The following is a 16,691-nucleotide window of genomic DNA, read 5'->3' as shown; positions in this document are numbered from 1 at the left end:
CTGGCGCGAAGGTGGCTGGGCCAGCGTTTACCTGGCTGGCCTGTCAGCGGATGTAAAGGAGAAGCGGGATCATGAGCGACGCAAAGCCGATCTGGATCAGGGATCCCCTGGCCATCCTCGCCGACGGTGCCGAGCGCGGGATCGTGGTAAAGGACGGCCGCATCGTCGAGCTCGTGCCGGCTGGCGCCGCGCCAGCGACCGCTGATGTCGTGGTGTTCGATGCGAGCGAACATGTCGTGCTGCCGGGCCTGATCAACACCCATCATCATTTTTACCAGACGCTGACCCGGGCGCTGCCGGCGGCGATGGATCGGGAGCTGTTCCCCTGGCTCCAGGCGCTTTACCCGGTGTGGGCGAGGCTGACGCCCGAGGCGCTCGAGCTCGGCGTCACCGTGGCGATGTCCGAGCTGCTGCTGTCGGGCTGCACCACCACGACCGATCATCACTACGTCTTCCCCGCGGGCCTCGAAGATGCCGTCGATATCGAGGTCGCCGTGGCGAAGCGTCTCGGCGTGCGGGTGCTGCTGACGCGCGGCTCGATGAACCTGTCGCAGCGCGACGGCGGCCTGCCGCCTGACAGCGTGGTGCAGGACGAGGACACGATTCTCGCAGACAGCGCGCGCGTGGTTGCCAAGCACCACCAGCGCGGCCTGGACGCGATGGTGCAGATCGCGCTGGCGCCGTGCTCGCCGTTCTCGGTGACGACGTCGCTGATGCGCGCCACCTCCGATCTCGCTGATAAGCTCGACGTGCGCCTGCACACCCATCTCGCCGAAACCGAGGACGAAAACAGATTCTGCCAGCAGATGTATGGCTGCCGTCCGCTCGATTATCTCGAGCAATGCGGCTGGCTCAATGCGCGGACCTGGCTCGCCCACGGCATATTTTTCAACGCCGATGAGATGAAGCGGCTCGGCAAGGCGAAGACGACCATCAGCCATTGCGCGTGCAGCAATCAGCTGCTGGCGTCCGGCTGCTGTCCTGTCTGCGAGATGGAGGAGGCCGGCGTCGGCATCGGGATAGGTGTCGACGGCTCAGCCTCGAACGACGGCTCCAACCTGATGCAGGAGGTCCGCGCCGCCTTCCTGCTGCAACGGGCGCGTTACGGGGTGTCCAAGGTCAGCCACAAGGATGCGTTGCGCTGGGCGACCAAGGGGTCGGCAGCCTGCGTCGGCCGGCCGGAACTCGGCGAGATCGCCGTCGGCAAGGCTGCGGACCTCGGGCTGTTCAGGCTCGACGAATTGCGCTTCTCCGGTCATGGCGACCCCTTGGCCGCATTGGTGCTGTGCGGAGCGCATCGGGCCGACCGGGTGATGGTGGCGGGAAAATGGGCCGTGATCGACGGTGCGATCCCGGGCCTCGACGTGGCAGACCTCATCAGCCGCCACAGTTCGGCGGCGCAGGCCATGCGGGCCGGATAACGCCAAGGCAGGATAGAAAGAGGGGGCGACCACAAGTGCCGGGTGCTTCTGGCCACCCCCTCCGAACCTCCTCCGGGAGGAGCAGGTGATCTAGCCTAAGCAAGAAGCGTGCTACTTGCCCGGCAGCTTGTCGTCGATGCCCTTGACGTAGAAATTCATGCCGAGGATCTGGCCGTCGTCGAGGTGATCGCCGCCCTTGCACTCGACCGGCTTGCCGTCCTGCCCAACGATCGGGCATTTGAACGGATGCAGCTTGCTTGCAGTGATCGCGGCTTGGGCATCCTCAGCCAATTTTTTCACGTCGTCAGGCATGTTGGTATAGGGCGCCATCGCGAACATGTGACTGTCGAGGCCGCCCCAGCTGTCCTGGGACTTCCAGGTGCCGGCAAGCTCGGCCTTGACCCGCTCGATGTAGTAGGGGCCCCAGGTGTCGAGGATCGAGGTCAGCTGGGTCTTGGGCCCGAACTTGATCATCTCGGAATCCTGGCCGAAGGCGAGCTTGCCGCGTTCGCTGGCGATCTGCATCGCGGCGGGCGAATCCGTGTGCTGCATGATCACGTCGGCGCCCTGGTCGATCAGCGCCTTGGCGGCGTCGGCCTCCTTGCCCGGGTCGAACCAGGTGTTGGCCCAGATGATCTTGACCTTGATGTCAGGCTTGATGGTCTGCGCGGCCAGCATCGTCGCGTTGATGCCGGAGACGACCTCCGGAATCGGGAACGAGCCGATATAGCCGAGCACGCCGGACTTCGTCATCTTGGCCGCGATCAAGCCCTGGATGTAGCGGCCCTGCCACCATCTGGCCGAATAGGTCGACATGTTCGGGTTGCGCTTGTAGCCGGTGGCGTGCTCGAAATGCACGTTCGGATATTTTTTCGCGACCTTCAGCGTCGGATCCATGTAGCCGAACGACGTCGTGAAGATCAGCTTGTTGCCGGCGCGGACGAGCTGCTCGATGGAGCGCTCGGCGTCGGGGCCTTCAGGCACGTTCTCCAGATAGGTGGTCTCGATCTGGTCGCCCAGCTCCTTGACCAGCGCCTGCCGGGCGAGATCGTGCTGATAGGTCCAGCCCAAATCTCCGATCGGACCCAGATAGATGAAGCCGACCTTGAGCTTGTCGGCGGCGGAGGTTGCACTGACGCTTCCGGCCAGCAAAAGCCCGGCAGCCAGCGCAAGAAGGGATTTCCTCATCATCGATCTCCAAACATCAGGGGAAAGCCACGATGCGCAACGCGCGCGCCCCATCGCGCGCGCCGCGGAAATGAAATTCAGCGGTCAGGTACGAACACGGTGCCGAGCGCGGCCGGGGCGGTCGAGCCGCCGCTGCGCGCGCGGGAGAGCAGGACCAGCACGATGACGGTCGCAAGATAAGGCAGCGCCGACATGAATTGCGAGGGAATGCCGATGCCCCAGCCTTGCGCGTGCAATTGCAGGATCGTCACTGCCCCGAAGAGATAGGCGCCGACCACGAGCCGGCCCGGCCGCCAGGACGAGAACACCACCAGCGCCAGCGCGATCCAGCCGCGGCCCGCGGTCATGCCGGGTATGAAGAACGGCGTATAGGCGAGCGGCAGATAAGAGCCGGCAAGGCCTGCGCAGGCACCGCCAAACATCACGGCGAAGGTGCGGATGCGCAGCACGGGATAGCCGAGGGCGTGCGCAGAGGCGTGGTTGTCGCCGCAGGCGCGCAGGATCAATCCCGCCCGCGTGCGGTACAGGAACCACCAGACGCCGACGACGAGTGCAATCGAGAAGTAGACGAAGCCGTCCTCGCCGAACAGCACGCGCCCGACCAGCGGGATGTCAGTGAGGCCCGGAATGGCGAGATGGACTGCCGGCGTGATGCGCTCGCCGACGAAGCCGGCGCCGATCAGCCCGGACAGCCCGACGCCGAGGATGGTGAGCGCAAGACCCGTCGCGACCTGGTTGACGGCGAACCCGAGGGCCATCAATGCGAAGATCAGCGACATCATCGTTCCCGCGATGATGCCGAACAGCGCGCCAATGAAGATCGATCCGGTGAGCCATGCGCCGGCAAAGCCGCAGGCCGCGCCAACGATCATCATGCCCTCGACGCCGAGATTGAGCACGCCGGAGCGCTCGGTCACGAGCTCTCCGGTCGCGGCGATCAGCAGCGGCGTTGACGCGGCGAGCACCGAGAGGATGATGGCTTCAATGAGTTCCACGGGCCACCTGACGGTTCGGGAAGCTCAACTTGAAGCGGTAGAGGATCAGGGAATCGCAGGCGAGCACGTAGAACAGCAGAATGCCCTGAAAGACCTTGGTGACATCCAATGGAATCTTCATCGCGATCTGCGCCTGCTCGCCGCCGATAAAGGTCAGTGCAAGGAACAGGCCTGCAATTAATATTCCAAGCGGATTCAGCCGGCCGAGGAAGGCGACGATGATCGCAGTAAAACCGTAGCCCGGGGAGATGCCAGGCTGGAGATGTCCGATTGGACCTGCGACCTCGATGATGCCGGCGAGACCTGCGAGCGCGCCTGATACCGCGAAGGTCAGGATGATCAGCTGATTGGCGTTGAAGCCGCCGAACCGCGCGGCACGGGGGGCTGCGCCCACGACGCGGATCTCGAAACCCTTGATGGTTCGCCCGAGCAGGATTGCGGCCGCCGCGACGACAAGAAGCGCAATGATCGAGCCGAGATGCAGCCGCCCGCCCTCGATCAGCAACGGGACAGTCGCCACCGGATCGAACTCGGCCGTGGTCGGGAAGTTGAAGCCGTTGGGGTCGCGCCAGGGCCCGCGCACGAGATAGTCGAGAAAGAGGTCGGCGACATAGACCAGCATCAGGCTGGTCAGGATCTCGCTGGCGCCGAACTTCACCTTGCAGATCGCCGGGATCAGCGCATAGAGCGCGCCCGCGGCGGCTGCGAGCACGAGCATCGCCGGCAGCACCCAGGCGCCGGCATCGGTGCCCTGCGTCTTCACCGCGATCCAGCTTCCGGCAACTGCGCCGATCAGGAATTGGCCCTCTGCGCCGATGTTCCAGGCATTGGCGAGATAGCAGAGCGACAGCCCGATCGCGATCATCACCAGCGGCGTCGCCTTCACCGCGATCTCCTGGAGCGAATAGCCGTCGGTCAAGGGCGCAATGAAATAGGCGTGCAAGGCGAGCAGCGGATTCTTGCCGAGGATCGCGAACAGGATGACCATGGTGACGACCGTCAGGCCGATCGCGATCAGCGGCGAGACCAGCGCGATCGTGCCCGAGCGTTCGGCGCGCTTCTCAAGCACCAATTGCATGCGCGGCCTCCCTTGGCTCGAGGCTGCTGCCGCCCATGAGAAGGCCGAGCTTTTCGCGCGTCGCCTCGCGGGTCGCGAGCGGTGCTGACAGCTTGCCGTGGAACATCACGGCGATGCGGTCGGCGATCTCAGCGAGCTCGTCGAGATCCTGGCTGGTCACGAGAACGGCGGCGCCCGCGGTTGCCAGATCCAGCAGCGCCTGGCGAATGACGGCGGCGGCGCCGGCATCGACGCCCCAGGTCGGCTGGCTCACCACCAGCACCGCGGGGTTGCGCAGGATTTCGCGTCCCACGATGAACTTCTGCAAATTGCCGCCGGAGAGGGATGCGGCTTCCGGATCGCGCTTGGCCTTGCGGACGTCGAACGTCTCGGTCGCACGGTCGACGGTCTTCAGCGTGGCCGCCGTATTGATGAAGCCGCGATGGACCATGCCGCTGGCGGCGTGTCCGGTGAGCAGCGCGTTCTCCGAGAGCTTCATGCGCGGTGCGGTGCCATGACCGAGCCGCTCCTCGGGAACGAACGCAGCACCCAGCTTGCGCCGCTGCGTGATGGAGAGATGGCCGGCGGCAATGCCTTCGATCACCACCGTGCCCGGGTCCTTCGACAGGCGCTCGCCGGACAGCGCGGCGAACAGTTCGTCCTGGCCGTTGCCGGCGACGCCCGCGATGCCGAGGATCTCGCCGCCCTTCAGCTCGAACGAGATGTGCTCGAGCCGTACGCCGTGCGCTTCGCCTGGTGCGAGCGAAAGATCGTTGACGACGAGCCGCGGAACGGTGGTCTTCCGGCCGGATGCCGCCTTCAGTTGCTTGATCTCGCCGCCGACCATCATGCGGGCGAGCGAGGCCGCGGTCTCGCGCCGGGGATCGCAGGTCTCGACCTTCCTGCCGCCGCGCAGGATCGTGGCGGTGTCGCAGAGCCGCTTCACCTCCTCGAGCTTGTGGCTGATGTAGAGGATGGCGCGGCCTTCGGCCTTGAGCCGCTCCAGCACGACGAACAGTTGATCGGCTTCCTGCGGCGTCAGGACGGCGGTGGGCTCGTCCAGGATCAGGAATTTCGGATCCTGCATCAGCGCGCGGACGATCTCGATGCGCTGGCGCTCGCCGACCGACAATTGCCAGACCTCGCGTTTGGGATCGAGCGGAAGGCCGTAAGTCTTCGACATCTGCTCCAGTCGCGCCGACATGTCCCTGAAGGACTCCCGTCCGTCGAGGCCGAGCGCGACGTTCTCGGCGACGGTGAGATTGTCGAACAGCGAGAAGTGCTGGAACACCATGCCGATGCCGCGGCTGCGGGCTTCGGAGGGACCGGACAGCACGACCTGTTGGCCCTGCCAGCGAATCTCGCCGGCGCTGGGCTGGATCAGCCCGTAGATCGCCTTGACCAGCGTCGACTTGCCGGCACCGTTCTCGCCGAGCAGCGCGTGGATTTCGCCGGGCCAAATATCGATGTCGATGGAATCGTTGGCGAGGAAATCGCCATAGCGTTTGGTGAGTCCGATCGTCCGCAGCAGCGGGGGCTCGCCGGAATTCAGGTCGTCAGGTGTCGAATCCAACATTCGCTGATGCGCTTGCATGGTGAAATGCCGCGATAGTGGGCCAGTTTGAGCCCCGGCGTAAGGTGTGAAAATGCGTCATCCCTTGCTCAACGCTGTGGCAGGCACCTTGTGTCGGTGCGCCTGCGCCGGCCGAGACGAAGCCCCCCTGCTCAAACGCCCACGCTCGGCCATGCCGGCTTGGCTGTCGCCGGCGCCTGTTGCAGATTTGTGACGGTCCAAGCCAAATCGGAACCCGCTATGCAGACCTGACGTCGCAGTGAGCAAAGTTGCGCCATCGCGCTTATGCAATGCGGATCGACGCAACATTGGCTCCCGACCATCGCGCCTGCAATATCCGCTCGGCATGAAAGAAGAGCGAAATCAAACGGGAATGTCCGGCAACAGCCGGCGTCGCCGGCCGCATGCCGGCTGCAGAAAGCCTGCTAAATCCTACGAAGAGACGCCGCCCCTTGCCGAAACAAGCGGCATGCCTTGAAAAAAGTTGAGGCTTCTCCCTCCGGGAGATCGGCGCAAGTCTCGCACCCAAGGGCGTTCATTGACGTGTCCACACTTGGGGGTATTCAGGATGTCGTTTCGTTTCAGGGCAATTGCAGCAGCGGCGCTGTCACTTGCTACGCTCGCCACCGGTGGCTTGGCTTTCGCGGCGGATCTGCCGGTCAAGGCTGCCAAGAAGGCGGCGGATCTCCCGTTCTTCCTGGTGATCGATAACCGCGTCACCTTCTCCTACATCTTCAACGCCTCGCAGCCCGGTGCATGGTCGTTCCGGCCGGATGGATCGATCGACAGCAAGACCACCAAGCAGGTCTACTCGTTCACGCATTTCGATCTCTGGGCATACGGCACGAACTTCTTCACCATCTCGATGTTCAAGTCCGATCACAACGACCCGGCTGGGCCCTGCACCAACGCGGGCACGATCTTCGGCGCGCCGGCAATTTGCGCCGGTGCAACGGAGATCTACGGGCTGTTCCGCTCGACGTTCGGCTGGAATGAACTCTTCGACACCAAGGCCTTCACCGCGGGGCCGCTTCACAACATCTCGTTCGAGGTTGGCATGGATGCCAACACGGAGAACCGGTATTTCGGCGCCGCCAAGCGCGACGTCGTCGGCGGTCTGCAGTTTGCGTTCGATCTGCCCTACAAGGGTTACATCAACGTCGCACCGCTGGTGTACTGGGAGTTCGCCAACCACAACTCGTTCAGCCAGTGCGGACTGTTCGGTGCCGGCGTTCCCGGCGTGACCTGTCTTGCAGACGGCAATACCTCGTTCAAGCCGACCTGGGCCGTCGAGGTCAATTACTACATGGATCTCGGCTTCCTGCCGCCGAACATGCAATATTTCTCGATCAGCGGCCGCGCCGGCTGGTACGGCAAGAAGGGCACCGACACCCAGCCGCTTCCCTACAGCCCGGCGAACGGCGTCTACAACACGGCGGTCGAGTTGAATTCGGAGCCCATCCGCCTGACCTTCGATGCCTCGAAGGCCGCCTGGGGTGACAAGTATTCGCACTTCGTGGACGTCTGGGTGGCTTACCGCTACTGGCAGAACAAGTTCGGTCTCGATCACAACCTTGCCGTCGGCTGTACCACGGCGGTCGGTGGCCGGACGGTGAGCACGGGATCGTGCACCGAATCCTCGCTCTACTCCGGCATCACCGTGAAGTTCTGATCGGCACCCTACTGATCGGAGTTTGTGTCTACTTCGTCCACACGCCATCGTGCAGCGCTGCGGCTTCGTCCTCGAGCAGCGGACCAACGACTTCGGTCAGCCGCTGGCCGCTGGCAAAGACCTCGCGGCACGGCAGGTCGAGGGTCGGGTTCTCCGGATGGTTGCCGGTGACGCCGCGCAGGCGATGCTCGCTGAGGCCGTAGACGACGCGGCCGATGCCGGCCCAGTAGATCGCGCCGGCGCACATCGCGCAGGGCTCTGCCGAGGAATAGAGCGTCGCTGTCGCCAGCACCTCGCGGCCGAGTGTGCGGCAGGCCTGGGTGGCCGCGAGACGTTCGGCATGCGCGGTGCCGTCATGATCCGGCATGTAGCCGTTCTCGGTCTCGATCAGCACCTTGCCGTCCGCATCGACGACGATGCAGCCGAACGGGTGGTTGCCATGGGTGAGGGAGCGGCGGGCGACCGCGAAGGACAAACGCAGAAAATGCTCGTCACGCTCGGATGCGTTGGCCATCGATCCTCCGCCGTCAGTGCCCCGCCATGCGCCGGCCGATCGTCGCATGACCAGCTTCGCTGGCCCGTCCTTCATACACGAATTCGCCGTGGAACATCTCCACCAGCCGGCTGGGTTCATTGACGGTACCTTCCGGATAACCGATTGAAAATATTGATTATGCGGGCCGTTCGGGTCCTGATAAAGGTGAAACTATTGGTGCGCCTGTGCATGACCGGCGTGACGCAGCCTGCCGCGTACGCGCATTCATGCTAACCACGCGCAGGTCGGGACGGGCGCCGGTGCGTGACTGGCCGCCGAACGTGTACCGATGGTCGCCAGACAGCCGCTGCCGCGGTCCAGAGAAGAGAAAGCTCGTCGAGATGAGTGCCGTCAACGCCGTTCAAAATGCATCGCTCGGCGAAGAGATCGTGCGAGGGATCAACGATCTGGCTGCGATCTCGGAAGCAGGCGACAACCTCACCCGCATCTATCTCACCAAGGAGTTGCGCAAGGCGGCGGACCTCCTGCTGAGCTGGATGCGCGAGGCCGGCATGAGCGCGCGTCTTGACGCGATCGGCAATGTCTGCGGCCGCTACGAAGGCGAGCGGCCGGGTGCGCCCTGCCTGATGCTCGGCTCGCACTACGACACCGTACGCGATGCCGGCAAATGGGACGGGCCGTTGGGCGTGATCACGGCCATTGCCTGCGTTGCCGATCTCAATCGCCGTGGCAAGCGCCTGCCGTTCGCGATCGAGATCGTCGGCTTCGCCGACGAGGAGGGCGTGCGCTTCGCTTCGACCTTGCTCGGCAGCCGTGCGGTGGCCGGCACCTTTGACGAGAGTGTCTTGAATGTGCGCGACCGCGACGGTGTGTCGATGCGCGATGCGCTCGTGCAGTTCGGCCTCAATCCCGATCATATCGGAGCGGCCGCGCGGGCGCGGCGCGAGCTGCTTGCCTATCTCGAATTGCACATCGAGCAGGGGCCGGTGCTGGAAGCGCAGGACCTGCCTGTCGGTGTCGTCACCGCGATCGCCGGTGCGACGCGCCTTGCCGCGCGGCTGACCGGCATGGCAGGGCACGCCGGTACCGTGCCGATGGCGTTTCGGCGCGACGCGCTCGCCGGCGCGGCCGAATGCATCGGGGCGATCGAGCAATTTTGCCGCACCGACGAGAGTGGGCTGGTCGGCACCGTCGGCTACATCCAGGCGAGGCCCGGCGCGACCAATGTCATTCCGGGCGAGGTGTCCTTCACCATCGACATGCGCGCGCCGACCGATATGCACCGCAAGCGCGCGGTGGCTGACGTCGTCCGCCAGATCGAGGCGATCGCCAAGCGCCGGCACTTGGCCCTCCAGCTCGACGTCACCCACGAGAACCGCACCGCGCCTTGCGCGCCGTGGCTCAAGGAGCAGATCGCGCAGGCGATCGGAGCGGAGGGGTTCTCCGTGTTCGAGCTGCCGAGCGGAGCAGGGCATGACGGCATGGCCATGATCGACATCGCCGATGTCGGCATGGTCTTCGTCCGCTGCCGCGGCGGCATCAGCCACCACCCGGACGAGCATGTGGAGCTCGCCGATGCCGACGCCGGTGCGCGGGTGCTGCTGCGGGTGATCGAGAATTTCAGGCCCCGGGAAGGGTAGGCTGAAGGAGCCCCGCTGGAAGCCGGTGCGTCATCTGGACGAAATACGAATCAGCCATGCTTTGGGTGGTGGCCGCACCGTCGGAGTTACCCTAGCCACATATGAATAGCGATATCTCGTTGCCCTCAGATCGCGGAAACCGATTTTACCAAGGCGTGGCCGCAACCTTTTTCGCCAACGCCCTCCAGGCGGTCAATTTTCTCGGTGATCGATTCCTGAGAAAGTCGCACCATTCGTTGTCGGCCATCGAGGACCTTTACCGGCACTCGATGGACAGCGCCTTTTCGGTGACCGAGGCCTTCCTCGTCACCGGCGCGCCGCACGCATCCGCCTATTATCCCCGTGACTTCGCCTGGTTCTATCCTGATGTCCTCGACCCCGAGACCATCATGGATGCGCAGGACGCGGTGCGGCGGGCCCGGCTGCTCGACAAGAGCATCCGTCTGTTGCTCGAGGCGGTTCGCGCCGATGTCGTCACGACCACCATCGTCCCGGCGGGACGCGGTCGGTACCTCGGCGTGAACTATTTTTCGCGCCCCTCGGATACGCTGCTCGGCATTCTGGCCGGCCTGCAGCAGATGATCTCGGCCGATCAGAGGGCGCCGTCCTATCTGGCGATGGCACAATGCGCGCATGCCGGCCGGCTGCTGCTGGCCGAATATGGCGGTGACCTGAAGCGTGCGGTCCTGCAGCTCGCAAGCGAGCTCGAGCCGTTCGACGATGACGGCACCAGGTATTTGCTGTGCGATGCCCGTGGCCCTCGCTCCGCTGCAACGGATACCCGTGCGGAACGCAGGCGCTTTGTCACCAATGCCTGCGTCTACACGACCTTCCTGTGGAGCGTGCAGCTCGGCATCGTGGACGAGAACGAGCTGAAGCGGCTGCTCGGACGCGGCCTTGCGCAGTACAAGAAGGCCCTGCTCCGTCTGTTCGGCAGGGACGGCTACATCAGGCATTCGCTGGATGGTCCGAAGGGATTGGCGGTGTCCTCGGTCGCGCTGGATTTCGTCAGCGTGCATCGCGGCTTCTGGGATATGAACGATGCGAGCGAGCGGGCGCTGTTCGCGGCGACGGCGGATCTGATCATCGCGGAGCCGCGCTTTCGCATACCCTCTACGTTCCACTTCCTGGTGTCCGCGGATAATCCGCGGAACAAGATGATCCACAAGATTGCGGCTCCCGCCTATCAAGGGCGCTCGTCCTGGCCGACGTTCAACGTCGAGTTCGCGGACCGGATGCTCGACTACGACGAGGTCTCCGGCGGCGATCACTACCGGGCCTGCGCGCAAGGGATATTGAAGGACATTCGCACCGCGACCGAAGTGCACGGCGGATATCAGGAGCTGATCTCGGAACAGGGGCTGAAGTATCGCACCTGGGCCTACAAGGGCGCCGTGGCCCATTCCTGGTTTCCGCGCTTCCTGTCGGTCTGGAGGAGGGCGTATGGAACGCCGCTCCTGCAATGGAATGACTGATCCAGCGGGGCGCTATCCCGCCGTCACGTCCACCAGCTCACCGCCCTCCAGCACCTTGGCCGCCTTGGCGCGGTCGAGATCGCCTTCCCAGGCCGCGACCACGACCGTCGCGACGCAGTTGCCGACGAGGTTGCCGAGCGCGCGGGCCATGCCGATGAACCAGTCGACCGACAATACCAGCACGAGCCCGATTGCGGGAATGCTCGGCACCGCATTGAGCGTCGCCGCCAGGATCACGATGGCCGAACCCGGCACGCCATGCGCGCCCTTCGAGGTGATCAGGGAGACGCCGAGAACCAGCAGGAGATCGCCGAAGGACAGCGGCGTGTTGGTCGCCTGCGCGATGAAGACGACGGCGAGCGTCAGATAGATCGAGAAGGCGTCGAGGTTGAAGGAATAGCCGGTCGGAATCACGAGACCGACCACGGAATCCTTCACGCCCATCCGCTCCAGCTTCTTCATGATCTGCGGCAGCACGGCATCGGAGGAGGCGGTCGCGAGCACGATGGTCAGCTCTTCGCGCAGGTAGGCGAGGAATTTGAGGATGTTGAGTCCGGCGAGCGCCATCACGCCGCCGAGCACGCCCAGCACGAAGATGCCGACCGAGATGTAGAACAGCATCACCAGCGACACGAGCTGCTTGAGCGAGCCGACCCCGTATTTGCCGACGGTGTAGGCGACCGCGCCGAGCACGCCGAGCGGGGCAACGCGGACAATCAGGCCCATGACGCGGAACAGCACGGTGGAGGCGGCATCGATCATGCTGGTGACGAGCTTGCCCTTTTCGCCGCCGACGAGCGCGAGCCCGACGCCGAACAGGACCGCGAAGAACAGCACCTGGAGCACGTCGTTGCGTGACAGCGCATCGAAGGAGGTGGTCGGGATCACGTTCATCAGGAAGGCGCCGATGCCGCCGCCTGACAGCTTGTGGGCGTTGTCGGCGTAGGTGTTGAGCGCTTTGGCATCCAGCGTCGAGGGATCGATGTTCATGCCGTGGCCGGGCCCGAAGAGGTAAGCAAGCAACAGGCCGACGACGAGCGCGACGGTCGTCATGATCTCGAAATAGACCAGCGCCTTGACGCCGACGCGCCCGACCTTCTTGAGGTCGCCAGCGCCGGCAATCCCGTGCACGACGACGCAGAACACGATCGGCGCCACGATCATCGAGATCAGCTTCAGGAAAGCGTCGCTGAGGATCTTGAGCCCGATCGCGAAGTCCGGGACGGCCATGCCCAGGATGACGCCAAGCACCAGCGCGGCCAGGACCTGGACGAACAGCGAGGTGTAGAGCGGCTTCGGCTCGGCGACGGGCGCCGCGGTGATGGTCGACATGGTGGATTCCCCCGGTTTGACGCGACTTGGACGTCAAAAAGGAGCAACAACCGTGCCAGATTGTCGCGGTATTTCCGGAAAGCGGCCTGGAGGTCGCCCTGTTATCCCGGGCGGCGCGACGCAACGCTTCAGGAGCGCTGTGTCGGGGGCGCGGAACCCATCACTCCGCCGCCTTCGCTATCTCGCCGAACAGTCGCGTGGGGAGGAAGCCGCGGGACCCGTCAGCCGTTATGCCTACGCCGAAACGAAAGGCAACCTCATGCCGCAAGATCCAGCAACCGGCACGATCCGCGCACGAGCGCCTTGCGTCCCGTGGGCGTCATCACAGGTATGCCGTCATTGACGACAACGAGACCGAACTTGACGAGACTTTCGATAAGATAGGCCTTCGAGAGGCGACCGCCCGACACCGGGTTGCGAAGTGTGCGCAGGGCTTCCCACTGGTCCGGCGAGAGATCGAAGTCGACGTCGTTGCTCATGTTGCCTCAAGCGATAGTACCATTCGCGCGCCTCTGTTAGCGGGGCTGCATGAAGACCATGCGACGACAATGAGTCGGGAATTCGGTGCGCTGTTTAGAACGTCTCTTCACGAATTGCCGCACTTCATTGCGCCACAAGAGTAAAGATCGCTCGTTGGCGAATATTGTCCCGAGCTTCGATCACATATTGATGAATTCGGTTTGATGCTGCACTGCAAGTTGTCGCGGTGCACGGGAAGCGCTGCTGTCCCATTCTGCGTCGCAATAGGCACAGAAATCGTGAAGCGAAAGGTTGAGGATTCTGTTACGGTGATCCCCGGGGAATGACTTCACGCTGCAGGAGTGGAGTGCATGAACAGGCTGGTCAAAATTCGCAGTCAGGAATCCCTGTGCCGGGAGCGCGCCGCGCTCGATTTCGATCGCCGGGTTTTCTGGCTCGCGCAAGCCGAGGAATGGGAGCAGCGCGCGCTCGACGAAATTGCCTATCACTTCCGGGAGTGCAATATCGGCCAGGCGGAGCTTGCACGGAACTGACGCTGGCCGCGAGCAAGACCTACTGATAAGTCGCCACGATATCTGACACCGCGCGCTCAAGCTGCTGCGCGGTGGCGCATTGGCGCACGACCGTACAGAAGGTCGCGTAGCGCGGCATCTCGGAATCGCCAAAGCCCCAGGCGAGCCGTCCTTCGGGATTGAGCCAGACCAGCCGCTTCGAGCGTTCGGAGATGCGGCGCAGGATGTCGGCACGCGGGTCGAGGTTGTTGCTGCGGGCATCGCCGAGCACGATCACCGTGGTCTGCGGCGTCAGCGTGCTCATGAAGTCCTTCTCGAAATCGACCAGCGAAGAGCCGTAATCGGACGAGCCGAAGCCGACCTTGGACATGATCTCGGCCATCGCCTCTTCCGGCGATTTCTTTTCCAGGATCTCGCTGACCTCGATCATGTGCGAGGAGAAGGCAAAGGAGCGGACGTCGTCGACCACCTCGTGCAGCGAGTGGATCAGGAGCAGGAAGAAATCGGAGACTTGCGCGACCGATCCGGAGACGTCGCAGAGCGCCACGATCTTCGGCCGGTCGCGATGCTTGCGCTTCCATGCGGTGAGGAAGGGCACGCCGCCCCAGGCCGCATTGCGGCGGAGTGTGCGGCGGACGTCGAGATGACCGCGGCGCTGGCGCTTGCGCGGCTTCGAATAGCGCTCGCGCAGGCGGCGCGCGATCTGGCGGATGAGGGCGCGCATCTCCGCGACCTGGCGCCGCTCGATGCGGGCGAGCGGCGCATTGCGAAGGATCTCGTTGCGGAGATTTTCGGCCTCCTCGCGGGCGTAGAGCGCAAGCCCCTGCGAGACGGTGTCGCGCACCGCTTCGCGCAAGGCGTCGAGCGCGGCGCGCAGACGCTCGGCCAGTGCCGGGTTGGTCGCGGTCAGCGCGTCGAGATCGTCGCGCAGGCGCTGGAGGCCCATGGCATCGAGGATGCGGCTGGAAAAGATCCCGCGCTGGGTGGAATAGCGGATATCCGACAGGGAGGCCGCGCCGGAAGCGCTGGCAATCGCCGCTGCGATCGTGTTGCGGTCCTGCGACAGCAGCATCTGTGCGAGCGGGCCCAAGCCCTCGGGAGGTTGTCCCTCGCCCGCTTCGCTGGCCGAGCCGGAGGAGGGCGACTGATCCGGATCCTGCGAGGCGTTCTCCTCGCTGCCCGCTTCGGTCTGATGCTGTCGCGGCTCCGGCTGGCTGAAGAACAGATCAAAGCAGTCGCCGAGCGCGAGCTTCTCGTCCTGCGATTTGGCGAGCGTCAGAAGCAGCGCGTCGCGCAGGATGGTTCGATCGGAGAGGCCGACCTGCGCGACCGCGCGCATCGCATCGATGCTCTCGGCAGGCGAGACATGAACGCCGACGCCGCGTGCTGCCCGAAAGAAGCGATCGAGGTTCTCGCGCATCGGCGTCAACCGAAGACGTTGGACCGTGCCGCCTTGGCAATGAAGGTCGTCACCTGCGGCGCTGCTGCCTCGATGTCGGCTTCGTACTTCAAGAGCACGTTGAGCGTGTCCTTGACGAGCTCGGTATCGAGCTCCGTGGCCTGGAGCAGCACCAGCACGCGCGCCCAGTCGATGGTCTCGCTGACCGAGGGCAGCTTCTTCAGATCCAGCGAGCGGATCTCGTGAATGAAGCCGACCATCTGCCGGCGCAGTGCCTGCGAGATGCCGGGCACCCGGCTTTCGACGATGCGCTCCTCGAGCCGCTGCTCGGGGAAGCCGATATGCAGATGCAGGCAGCGCCGCTTCAGGGCGTCGCCGAGGTCACGCTCGCTGTTGGAGGTGAGGATCACCGTCGGCGGCGTGATCGCCGAGACGGTGCCGAGCTCGGGGATCGTGACCTGGAAATCGGACAGGATCTCCAGCAGCAGCGATTCGAATTCGGCGTCCGACTTGTCGATCTCGTCGATCAGGAGCACGCAGCCGCCCGGCTGCTCCAGCGCCTGGAGCAAGGGGCGCGGCTCGACGAATTCCTTGGAGAAGAACACGTCGCCGAAATCGTGCAACTGGTCGAGCGCGGCGTGCAGCGTCTGCGCGCCGCCGAGGACTTCGCCGAGCTTGTCCTTGAGGATCTGCGTATAGAGGAGCTGCTTGGCGTATTTCCACTCGTAGAGCGCCTTGGCCTCGTCAAGACCCTCGTAGCATTGCAGGCGGATCATCTTCATGCCGCGCCAGGCCGCGATCGCCTTGGCAAGCTCGGTCTTGCCGACGCCCGCGGGGCCCTCGACGAGGATCGGCTTCTCGATCTGCTGCGACAAATAGACGGCGGTCGCGATCTGCCGGCTCGCGATGTAGCCCTGCGCGGCGAGGCCGCTCTCCACTGCCTCGATCGAGGTCGAGGCCTTCTGATCAGCCACGAAAGGGCGCTCCCAAAGGTCTTGCTTGAGGCTTGTTCTGCCTGCGTTCCCGGCAAAGAACAAGCCTCGTTTGGGAGGCATCAGACCCGCACGGACGGCGCTTTTTCCGCTCGACGCAAATACGTGTCGGCGCGGATATTTGCGCGGCTCGCCGTTCGCGCGATCAGTGCCGCAGCAGCTCCGGCTTGCGGATCGTCTGTCTGACCTCGGCGCCGCAATCGGCGCATTCATAGACAAAGTCGATCTTGGCAAGGCTCCAATGCGGCTCGACCTCGCGCACATACATCGGCAGGAACCCCATGCATGCCGGGCAATTCACAGGCGCGATCTCGATGTCCTGATGATGCTGTACATAAGCTGGCATCTCGGCTCTCCTTCGCAGGCGACAACCAAACCCCGCGCAGAAGCTACTGCCGGTCGCCCCAGGCACGTCATCAACTCTATCGAACGGAGATGGAACGGCGGACGTTTGTCGCG

15 protein-coding genes are annotated in these 16,691 nt (G+C 64.3%); 5 read left to right on the top strand and 10 right to left on the bottom strand.

Features of this window, described 5'->3' with window-relative positions; translation table 11 throughout:
• The first annotated feature begins 71 nt into the window (after positions 1-71).
• Positions 72-1,421 carry an 8-oxoguanine deaminase gene (locus XH81_RS01715; RefSeq protein ID WP_028142658.1) on the top strand — a complete coding sequence of 450 codons (1,350 nt, stop codon included), beginning with the start codon at positions 72-74 and terminating at the stop codon, positions 1,419-1,421.
• 111 nt (positions 1,422-1,532) lie between these two features.
• Here the strand turns inward: XH81_RS01715 and XH81_RS01710 are convergent, their stop codons facing one another.
• The 4 genes from XH81_RS01710 to XH81_RS01695 all read right to left on the bottom strand — a co-directional run bounded on the left by XH81_RS01710 (position 1,533) and on the right by XH81_RS01695 (position 6,237).
• Positions 1,533-2,609, bottom strand: a complete 1,077-nt coding sequence (locus XH81_RS01710) for a BMP family ABC transporter substrate-binding protein (protein WP_028142657.1) — start codon at positions 2,607-2,609, stop codon at positions 1,533-1,535.
• Positions 2,610-2,686: 77 nt separating this feature from the next.
• On the bottom strand, positions 2,687-3,604 hold the full coding sequence (locus tag XH81_RS01705; RefSeq protein ID WP_028142656.1) for an ABC transporter permease: 918 nt from the start codon (positions 3,602-3,604) through the stop codon (positions 2,687-2,689).
• Positions 3,591-4,682 carry an ABC transporter permease gene (locus XH81_RS01700; RefSeq protein WP_028142655.1) on the bottom strand — a complete coding sequence of 364 codons (1,092 nt, stop codon included), beginning with the start codon at positions 4,680-4,682 and terminating at the stop codon, positions 3,591-3,593. Before XH81_RS01700 ends, XH81_RS01705 begins: the two co-directional genes overlap by 14 nt.
• Positions 4,666-6,237 (bottom strand): ABC transporter ATP-binding protein, encoded by a 1,572-nt coding sequence (locus tag XH81_RS01695; RefSeq protein ID WP_028142654.1) that lies wholly within the window; start codon positions 6,235-6,237, stop codon positions 4,666-4,668. The genes XH81_RS01700 and XH81_RS01695 overlap by 17 nt, the downstream gene beginning before the upstream one ends.
• Positions 6,238-6,802: 565 nt before the next feature.
• Between XH81_RS01695 and XH81_RS01690 the strand changes: the two genes are divergently transcribed.
• Positions 6,803-7,906 carry a hypothetical protein gene (locus XH81_RS01690; RefSeq protein ID WP_028142653.1) on the top strand — a complete coding sequence of 368 codons (1,104 nt, stop codon included), beginning with the start codon at positions 6,803-6,805 and terminating at the stop codon, positions 7,904-7,906.
• Positions 7,907-7,934: 28 nt separating this feature from the next.
• On the opposite strand, the gene XH81_RS01685 is transcribed toward XH81_RS01690, so the two are convergent.
• Entirely contained in the window at positions 7,935-8,420 is a 486-nt protein-coding gene (locus XH81_RS01685; RefSeq protein ID WP_028142652.1) for a nucleoside deaminase, read from the bottom strand.
• Positions 8,421-8,782: 362 nt separating this feature from the next.
• On the opposite strand from XH81_RS01685, the gene XH81_RS01680 reads away from it, so the two are divergent.
• Together XH81_RS01680 and XH81_RS01675 are read left to right on the top strand one after the other, a co-directional pair.
• Positions 8,783-10,042 carry an allantoate amidohydrolase gene (locus XH81_RS01680; protein WP_028142651.1) on the top strand — a complete coding sequence of 420 codons (1,260 nt, stop codon included), beginning with the start codon at positions 8,783-8,785 and terminating at the stop codon, positions 10,040-10,042.
• 101 nt (positions 10,043-10,143) lie between these two features.
• Complete coding sequence (locus tag XH81_RS01675) at positions 10,144-11,517, top strand: hypothetical protein (protein WP_028142650.1); 1,374 nt, start codon at positions 10,144-10,146, stop codon at positions 11,515-11,517.
• A 12-nt stretch (positions 11,518-11,529) separates the two neighbouring features.
• Here XH81_RS01675 and XH81_RS01670 read toward each other — a convergent pair whose 3' ends face one another.
• Together XH81_RS01670 and XH81_RS01665 are read right to left on the bottom strand one after the other, a co-directional pair.
• Positions 11,530-12,849 carry a dicarboxylate/amino acid:cation symporter gene (locus XH81_RS01670; RefSeq protein ID WP_028142649.1) on the bottom strand — a complete coding sequence of 440 codons (1,320 nt, stop codon included), beginning with the start codon at positions 12,847-12,849 and terminating at the stop codon, positions 11,530-11,532.
• A 257-nt stretch (positions 12,850-13,106) separates the two neighbouring features.
• Entirely contained in the window at positions 13,107-13,328 is a 222-nt protein-coding gene (locus tag XH81_RS01665; protein WP_028142648.1) for a hypothetical protein, read from the bottom strand.
• A gap of 351 nt (positions 13,329-13,679) precedes the next feature.
• On the opposite strand from XH81_RS01665, the gene XH81_RS01660 reads away from it, so the two are divergent.
• Complete coding sequence (locus tag XH81_RS01660) at positions 13,680-13,862, top strand: hypothetical protein (RefSeq protein ID WP_028142647.1); 183 nt, start codon at positions 13,680-13,682, stop codon at positions 13,860-13,862.
• A gap of 19 nt (positions 13,863-13,881) precedes the next feature.
• Here XH81_RS01660 and XH81_RS01655 read toward each other — a convergent pair whose 3' ends face one another.
• From XH81_RS01655 to XH81_RS01645, 3 genes are all read right to left on the bottom strand, one after another.
• Positions 13,882-15,261, bottom strand: coding sequence for a vWA domain-containing protein (locus XH81_RS01655; RefSeq protein ID WP_271595647.1), 1,380 nt, complete (start codon positions 15,259-15,261; stop codon positions 13,882-13,884).
• Between the two features lie 5 nt (positions 15,262-15,266).
• The gene (locus XH81_RS01650; RefSeq protein ID WP_028142645.1) at positions 15,267-16,214 is read right to left on the bottom strand and encodes an AAA family ATPase; all 948 of its coding nucleotides are present in this window, start codon (positions 16,212-16,214) and stop codon (positions 15,267-15,269) included.
• A gap of 163 nt (positions 16,215-16,377) precedes the next feature.
• On the bottom strand, positions 16,378-16,578 hold the full coding sequence (locus XH81_RS01645; protein ID WP_028142644.1) for a hypothetical protein: 201 nt from the start codon (positions 16,576-16,578) through the stop codon (positions 16,378-16,380).
• Between the last annotated feature and the right edge of the window lie 113 nt (positions 16,579-16,691).

This window comes from Bradyrhizobium sp. CCBAU 25360 (assembly GCF_028128695.1).
In the GTDB taxonomy this organism is placed as follows: Bacteria; Pseudomonadota; Alphaproteobacteria; order Rhizobiales; family Xanthobacteraceae; genus Bradyrhizobium; species Bradyrhizobium ottawaense.
Note: the sequence above shows the minus strand (reverse complement) of the source record. Positions and strands in the feature narration are given on the sequence as shown.